Below are 8,545 nucleotides of genomic sequence, written 5' to 3' on the forward strand. Positions count from 1 at the left end.
TGTTCGGCAAGTTGGCCGAAATCGAATTATGGTTTCAAACTTCCAATTGGCACAATATAAACGCCATCATTGCACTGAAAAGCATATTGCCCGATTCCCGTCAACACCATTTTGAATGAAGGTTCCGGCATCTTGTCCGTGTCAATTTTTTCAGCCAACGCATTCAGCGTTTTTACACCTTCGCCAATGAGTTTATCACCACCTAACTTAATCTCTATCAATCCATAATGTCCGTTACGCAAGTGAATCACAGCATCACATTCAAGCCCGTTTTTATCGCGGTAATGGAAAAGTTCTCCATCAAGCGCATCAGCAAAAACACGCAAGTCACGCACGGCAAGCGTCTCAAATAAAAGCCCAAAAGTATTCAAATCCTTCATCAAATCGTCCGGGCCTAAACCCAAAGCAGCAGCAGCGACTGATGGATCGACAAAATATCGCGTATCAGAAGTGCGAATTGCTGTTTTTGAGCGCAAATTAGGATTCCAGGCAGGCATATCTTCCACGACAAATATTTTCCGCAAGGCATTCAGGTAAGAAGCAATCGTATCTTCACTCATCGACTGGTTTTCATTTTCCTCCAAGTCCTTGCAAATCGTACTTATCGGCACCTGTGCCCCTTGATGACGCGCATAACTACGCATCAATCGCTTGGCAAACGAAGCATCGCGCGACACGCCGTCGACACGAGAAATATCGCTGTTTGCGACCGCATCAATATAGTTATAAGCCTGACGCAGAGCTGATTTTCGTTGAAGGCGAAGCGTTCCTGGCCAACCGCCACGGCAAACCAAAAATGCCAAATCCTGCAAGGTCAGTTGATTAGCAAGGGCCGTTTCCGCCTTACCATCAAACAAAGCACGCAAGCTCATGCTTCCATTCGACTCACCCGACTCGAACAAGCTCATCGGGCGCATCGTCAACCAAGCAAAACGACCCGTGCCTGAATGGAAAATCGTAGAAGTATCGGCAGGAACCGCCGAACCTGTAAAGATGAATTGCCCCGTCTCATTGCGACGATCAATCATGAAACGTGCTGCATCCCAGAGTTTTGTGGCAATTTGCCATTCGTCAATCAGGCGCGGCGTTGCACCTTCAAGCAAAGCCTTCACATTGGAATCCGCCAAAAGCAAATTGTTTTCCTTGGTTTCAGGATCATCCATATAAAGGACGCTTTTTGCCGCTTGAGCCGCCGTAGTCGTTTTGCCGCTCCACTTCGGGCCTTGCACCAAAACTGCCCCTGTAGTATCTAATTGTTCCGCCAATATTTGGTCAGCAATTCGTCTCTTATATTCAGCCATTTTTTACCAATATTTTTCGGCTGCAAATATACAACTTATCTTGCAATAAACTAATATTTTACAAAATTTCATTCGGCAAGTTGGCCGAGTTTCATTCACCAAGTTGGCGCATTTTCATTCGGCAAGTTGGCCGAGTTTTGTTCGGCAAGTTGGCTGTAATTTTAATAGTTATAACCTTTCTTCACCACCATCTTTTCCGTAGCGTGATGGCCGAGATAAACCACGCCCAAATTACCGTCCAAAGCGATGGCATCGCCGGCTTTCAAGACCACGCCGTTCAGTTCGGCGCAATGATGATCGTCATCGACATTCAAGGCGGCACAACTCACCACGCAAATCTTGCCCAAACGGACCGCCGTGACAGCCGCATGTGATGTGGCGCCGCCGCGAGCCGTCAGCAGACCGTCGCAGTCGAAGACCATGCCGATGTCGTCAGGAACGGTATCAGGACGAACCAAAATCACCTTTTCATCAGGATGATTCGCGTGCAACGAAGCGATATCTTCTTCATTGAAAGCCACCAAACCATTCAAAGCGCCGCCGCCAATGCCGATGCCTTCACCGATTTTTTGCATCGTTTCCGGACTTTCAACAAAAGCCTCCATTTCATCCTCAAGGCGCAAATCCTGGTCACGGATTTGAAGGATACGGAAATCTTCCGGTTTTTCCGACTCAAAGGTAAACTCCATTTCCTGAGCGCTATAGCCCATGTTTTCAGTCAGTTGCTTGGCAATATCGTAAATCTTCTTATAAATTTCCGGCAAAAGCGTCTGCATGGAATAGCCTTCGCGGTTATCAGCCTTGCGCTGAGTTTCGCCTATCGGCAAAGGCTTGACAAGACCGCCGACAATATCTTCGCCTTGACTTCTCAAAGTGAAATCGCCATACAAATGCACGCCAGGGCGCTCACGGTGAGGATTTTGCGTGAATACGACACCCGTTCCCGATGTATCACTCAAATTACCGAAAATCATCTGCTGAACTATGACGGCAGTACCCCAATCTTCGGCAATGCTCATGTGACTACGATAAGCCAAGGCCCGGCTCGAATTCCACGAATCGAAAACGCGATTGATGCAAGCAACAAGTTGTTTGTACAAATCCTGCTCCATGATAACGCCGTGCTCTTCCAAAATCCGCTTGTAGGAATAAGCCAGTTCACGCATCACAGCAGCCTCAAAATCAACTTTTTGCTTGACATTAAACTTCTGTTTAAACTTATTGATTTCCTCATCAAAAACATCACGTTCGATGCCTTTGGCCATGCCCCAGCTTTGCAAGAGACGACGGTATGAATCCCAAATCGACCAAGCACGCGTTTCGTCTTGGGCAATGGCTTCAACCAATTCATCGTTCAGACCGACATTCAAAATCGTATCCATTGCACCCGGCATGGAAATAGCCGTTCCCGAGCGCACCGAAAGCAACAACGGATGTTCCGCATTGCCATATTGCGTTCCCGTAATATTTTCCAATTCAGTCAGATAAGAACGAATCATGGCATGAATTTCCGTGCGCAATTCCGAAATCGTATTGATGGTTTCGTTACGGCGGAAGACCTCGGTGGTAATGACAAAACCAGGCGGCACAGGCAAACCGGCAAGATAAAGATTCTTCAAATGATAAGCCTTACTGCCCATGAAGACCTGGCTGTCCATCTTGGGTTTTTCCTCCCAGAACGGACTAATCAGCATCTCCGAATTATAAGTCATAATATCGTTGATCAGTTTTGGGTCGAGAGCGGCTTTCATGCCACGCAACGACTTGAGGATGCGTGCGATAAAGTTATCCAAAGGCTGCATTAGGAAGGCATCCGAGAGCAAATCGCGGTGAAATTCCTCCGACTTGCGCGAAATCAAGGTCTGCGTTTCCTTTTCATTCAGTTTTCCCTCAGAATCAAACACTTGCGGAATGACTATCTTCAGCGGATATTCGTATGATTTCAGGAAATGCTTGATGATGATGCGCTGCACATCTTCGGCAATGAATTGGAAAATGTTGATATATTGGTCGAAAGAGAAACTCCTGGAAGTCAAGCTGTAACGAAGCATTTCCAACTTTGAGTTGAAGCTCTGGTTCGTGATGCCGTCTAACTCCAAGCCATCGCGGAAATATTCCAAAATCTTGCAAATCTGTTGCAAAGTCCGTTCGGAGATATACTCCAGATTGATGCTCGAAACGACACGCTCCATCAATTGAGTTGCCACACGTTCCAATCTGAATGTCAAGCCCATAGCCTCGAATTTGTTTTCACGGTAGGTGCCATACATCGACGGAATGCCAATAGCAATGTGACGCTTATGGTAAATATTTTCCCAACCTTCGCTTTCCTCCGGATTGAAAATGATGGCTTTCAGTTTGTCCATGAAAGCGTAAAGCAGTTTCACGGTCTTATCCAAATCCTTTTCGGCAAACGATTTTTCCAACTCATCCACCTCATTATCAGGGATAAAGGAATAAGTGCGCATGGAATTGAAAATGTTGACCGACTCGAAGGAATATTTCTCGCGCAAACGGGCATAAAGGTCGCGGATATTCATCAAGCGAGTGCGTTCGCGCTCAGTTATATCAGCCTCCAAATCAAGACGTTGTGCCGCCGAATTGATAAGATGCTCGAAATCGTCACGCGAAAGCAAAAGCAGACTTTCGGTATTCATGCACGAAATTTCGCCCATGGTCTGCACCAGCAAATGAACGTAGGTGAACCAAGTGCTGTCCTTATCAATGCTTTCAAAGACATTTTTCGGCAAAATCTGTTTCAATGCTTCCAAATTGCCATCGTTCCAGAAATTGAACACACTGAATGTCAAACCGATAAGCGTATTGTTACTTTCGGTGTGAACCTGTTTGCGCAAGAAATGCACCAGCTTGTCCTGTCGTCCGCTGATTTCGTCCATATTCGTGGTGACATTGCGGATTTCGCCCTCGGCACCGATTTCATTGAAATAAACCGGAAAAATACGCGAAAGCTGCTTCACCTTTTTATAATAAGGGCGAATGTTGGAATTCAATATTTTCGTGATTTCACGTTGGAACAAATCTGTGTCACTTAGGAAAATGCCGCCCAATTTCAGGTTGACAATCAAGGCGGAAAGCAGTTTTTCCATCAGCGACTGCGAATACTCAATCAATTCCAGCCAGACGCGGATATTCTTGATATGGTTCTCATCCACAGAGAGTTGCCAGTCTTCGCCGACAAACACCTTTCCAGGACTGACAAAGCCAAAGGCAATCAGTTTCTTCTCAAAATAATTGACGAGTTCCTTTTGCTCGGTCTTGTCGACATCAATGATTTTCTTGCCCAAAGTCAACTGGAAATCGAGTACCGCCGACATATATTCCTTGCGCAGCTCATCGGCAAGGTCAAAAATCGTGTCGATGAAAGGCATCAATTCGTCTTCCGAAAGTTCATCGACGGCATCGCGCAACATCCTGTCCATGTTCCAAATCAAGCGTTCGCGCGAATTGGCCATGCCTGGCAAATGCAACAGATAAAACACAAACTGGAACTTCGTAATGAAATGAGGCAGAACGCTTTCCGAATCCGTGAAACGCGATGCAATCTGGTCGAAAGTCGGCAAATCTTCCAAATCCTTCCAAGTTTCAGCCTTCGCCAAAGCAACATTCAGTCCGTCAAAATAAGGCTTGCTGATTTCATTTTTCAAGTTGACGGTTTCGTCTTCTTTCAGAAAATCCTTGTCGGCAATCCAATCTTCAACTGCCGATGTTTCCTGCCAAAAACGAAAGTTTTCCTGCATGACACGACGTGCAAAATCAAATGCATCCTGATGAAAATTAGCCGTTTCGAATGCTCTTTCCAAATAACGGATTACATATTTCGAAGCCAAAATGAGGCAATCCTTGTTGTCATCGAAAACTTCGTTCAAAATGCGGAAAACAGTTGAGACCAACTCAGCATGTTTCGGCGACTTTGCAATGACGACATCCGTAAATTCCAGCAAGGTATTGATTACATTCAGCCGCAACTTTTTCTCAACATCTGGTTTTAAAAGGCTGTGCATCATTTCAATAGGAATCAGCAATGCGTCAGTCTTGATGTCATCTCTTGTATAGAACCAGAAATCGTCAATCAGGATTTTACGCAATTCTTCGGTGACGAAAGTATGGTTCGACATGGGATGATGGAACTCCGTAATGCAGTCGTTCGCCCTTTTGTTGATGCCGAAATATTTTTTCGACAAATCGATAAACTCCTGATGTTCAGCAGGAATAAAAATGTCCTTATATCGGGTTTGAGCCAAATTGGCTTCCAAAGCCTGTGATTTGAAAGAATCGTCCATAGTATTTAAATAAGTTTTGCAAAAATAGGAAAAGATAAGCGAATGGCGTTTTTTTAGCAATAAGGTTTTCGGGAAATCTTCGATTACAGCAGCCCAACCATATAAACAGGAATCCTAAGCGTTTCTCCATCTTGACGCAAGTCTTTCGTATAGACCAAATAACGGTCACGAATTCGATGCGAAAATTTTTCGCAAAAGGCATCCAATGAAGCATGAGTATTATAACCAGCTGATTTAACCTCAATCGGGCACAATTTATTGCTTCTTGAAAGGAGAAAGTCGATTTCATAGCGATGCCGGCTTTCGTTAAGGAACGTATAATAGAAAAGCTTATTATCGGCAGCAGCTAACATTTGCGCGACGACATTTTCATAAACATAGCCTAAATTGGCTTCTAAGGAATCACTTAACAGTTTCTGATAAATGACATTTTCAGTAAACGCTTTATCCCAAAAAGCTAATGTGACAAACAATCCCGTATCATTAAGATAAATCTTATAAGCTGATTTATTGGCAGATAGCTCCATGCCCACATTCGGGTCGTCAACATGATAGGCGACATTTACCGTTTTGCTTTCCTGCATCAAATTAATGAGTTCAAAAGTACTTTCTGGCCTGATATTTTCCACGACCGTAGTCACCTGAAACCGCGATGAATTCTTATGCAATTCTGAAGGTGCTGCCATAAAAATAGCCTGGGCTTTATCAGAAGGGTCAAGTTTATGAAAATCTTTCTGATAAAGGCGAATGATACTACGTTTCACACGGTCGACTTGACTCAAATCAAGTGTGTCAAGGTATTTGTTGACAGCTTGGGGCATTCCTCCAACAAGCATATACAACCTGAAATCACGCATCAATTTACGATTGACCGCATCACCAAAACCTCGCCTTTTCATCAAGGCTTCACGCAACAAGCCGATGCTTTCCGTGTCACCCATAGCCCAACGAAACTCCTCATAATCCATGGGATACATACTTATGGATTCTTCTTCGCTAGGGATAAGGATGTTTTCAACATTTTTCTGGATGCTAATCAGCGAACCAGTTTCAATATAATCATAACGTCCATCTGCGACCAAACGCTTGATGGCTTGACGCGCCAAAGGCTGTAACTGAACCTCATCAAAAACTATGACGGAATCTCTTTCATACAAAGGCTTTCCTTCCAAGGCTTTAAGTCTTGTGAAAAAATAGTCAAGATTCGACATATCGTTGAATAGGCTGAACTCTTCTTCCGAAGCATACGAAAAATCAATCATAATGAATGATTTATATTCGTTTTCAGCAAATTGTCTAACGACCGTCGACTTCCCTATTCGGCGTGCGCCTTCAATCAAAAGTGCAGTTTCTCCGTTTTCTTCCTGTTTCCAATGGAGCATTTTTTCATATATTTTTCTCTTAAAAACACGCTCTGTCATATACAAAACTTTTATTTTTTGCAAAAGTACTAAATATTAGTTACATACAACTTTATTTTTTATAAATTTACATCTCCGCGCAATTTTCAAAACCATATTTTTACACCTTCGCGCAATTTTCAAAACCATATTTTTACACCTCCGCGCAATTTTTAGAAGCCCAAATTTCAATGATCAACAGCCACAAACATCACCCATGAAATGATTTTGAAATCAAAAGCATAATTCCCTAACAAAAAATATGTACTTTTGCAGTTTCTTTTGAACAAAAAGAAAAACAACACGTTATTGACACTAACACAAATACATAACACTCATGGAAAAAATTAAAGTTGCCATCAATGGCTTCGGCCGCATCGGCAGAAATGTTTTCAGAATCGCTCTGGAACGTCCGAACATGGAAATCGTCGGCATCAACGACCTGACCGAAAACAAGGTTTTGGCTCATTTGCTGAAATACGACTCGACGCAAGGCAAATTCCCTGGCACAGTGGATTATGACGAAACAGGCCTCATCGTGAACGGCGTTCACGTTTCAGTCACGGCTGAACGTTCACCATTGAACATCAAATGGAGCAAGACTCCTGATGTAGTGGTCGAATCGACAGGTATTTTCCGCGCCAAGGAAAGCAGCAAGGGCGGTTACGGCGACCACCTGAAAAACGGTGCCAAGAAAGTCATCATTTCCGCTCCCGCTAAGGATGACATCGACGCTACCATCGTTTGCGGCGTAAACGACAACGAACTCCGCGATGACGTTCAGTGCGTCAGCAACGCATCATGCACCACCAACTGCCTGGCTCCTGTCGCCAAGGTCTTGAACGACCGTTTCGGCATCGAGCAAGGCTACATGACCACCATCCACAGCTACACCAACGACCAAGTCATCCTCGACGGTCCTCACAGCGACCTTCGCCGCGCCCGTAGCGCCGCCATGTCGCAAATTCCTACCACAACTGGCGCTGCCAAGGCTGTCGGCCTCGTCATTCCTGAGCTGAACGGCAAACTCGACGGCATCGCTGTCCGCGTTCCTACGCCAACCGGTTCATTGGTCGACCTTGTCTGCACACTGAAGACTGAAGCCACCAAGGAAGAAATCAACGCTGCCATGAAGGAAGCCGCCGAAGGCCCAATGAAAGGCATCCTCGAATACACAGAAGACGAAATCGTCAGCTGCGACGTCATCCACAACCCACATTCATCCATTTTCGATGCCAAGAGCACCATGGTGAAGGGCAAGATGATCAAAATCATGTCGTGGTACGATAACGAATGGGGTTATTCAAACCGCGTCGTTGACCTGATTGACAGAATGAAATTCTAAACGATTTTCATTACGCAAAAATTTGAGGCTGACCGTAATACGGTCAGCCTTTTTTGTATCCTTAATTCCGCACACCTGTAATAGATTAAAAGGAATAAAATCCTGAGCAACAAAAAGTTGCCCAGGACATTGCCATGTCAGGATTTTCACCTATCTTAGTGGTAGAAAACAAAACAAGCAAAAGACTGACAGACATGG

At 44.5% G+C, this 8,545-nt stretch carries 4 protein-coding genes; 1 reads left to right on the forward strand and 3 read right to left on the reverse strand.

Annotated features, from left to right (window positions below; all coding sequences use genetic code 11):
- Window positions 1–26: 26 nt before the first annotated feature.
- The 3 genes from AC06MN_RS08525 to AC06MN_RS08535 form a co-directional block, all read right to left on the reverse strand.
- The gene (locus AC06MN_RS08525; RefSeq protein ID WP_475671942.1) at window positions 27–1,301 is read right to left on the reverse strand and encodes an ATP-binding protein; all 1,275 of its coding nucleotides are present in this window, start codon (window positions 1,299–1,301) and stop codon (window positions 27–29) included.
- A 161-nt stretch (window positions 1,302–1,462) separates the two neighbouring features.
- Window positions 1,463–5,602, reverse strand: a complete 4,140-nt coding sequence (locus AC06MN_RS08530; RefSeq protein WP_475671943.1) for a PEP/pyruvate-binding domain-containing protein — start codon at window positions 5,600–5,602, stop codon at window positions 1,463–1,465.
- 83 nt (window positions 5,603–5,685) lie between these two features.
- Entirely contained in the window at window positions 5,686–7,023 is a 1,338-nt protein-coding gene (locus tag AC06MN_RS08535; RefSeq protein ID WP_475671944.1) for an ATP-binding protein, read from the reverse strand.
- 316 nt (window positions 7,024–7,339) lie between these two features.
- Here AC06MN_RS08535 and gap point away from each other — a divergent pair, with 316 nt between their 5' ends.
- The gene (gene gap / locus AC06MN_RS08540; RefSeq protein WP_475671945.1) at window positions 7,340–8,347 is read left to right on the forward strand and encodes a type I glyceraldehyde-3-phosphate dehydrogenase; all 1,008 of its coding nucleotides are present in this window, start codon (window positions 7,340–7,342) and stop codon (window positions 8,345–8,347) included.
- Window positions 8,348–8,545 lie beyond the last annotated feature (198 nt).

The organism is Candidatus Limimorpha sp. (genome assembly GCF_056203535.1).

What these genes read in the sequence shown, in the direction of transcription:
- AC06MN_RS08525 (WP_475671942.1), bottom strand. Translation starts at nt 1,301, where the DNA reads ATGGCTGAATATAAGAGACGAATTGCTGACCAAATATTGGCGGAACAA.
- gap (WP_475671945.1), top strand. Translation starts at nt 7,340, where the DNA reads ATGGAAAAAATTAAAGTTGCCATCAATGGCTTCGGCCGCATCGGCAGA.
- AC06MN_RS08530 (WP_475671943.1), bottom strand. Translation starts at nt 5,602, where the DNA reads ATGGACGATTCTTTCAAATCACAGGCTTTGGAAGCCAATTTGGCTCAA.
- AC06MN_RS08535 (WP_475671944.1), bottom strand. Translation starts at nt 7,023, where the DNA reads ATGACAGAGCGTGTTTTTAAGAGAAAAATATATGAAAAAATGCTCCAT.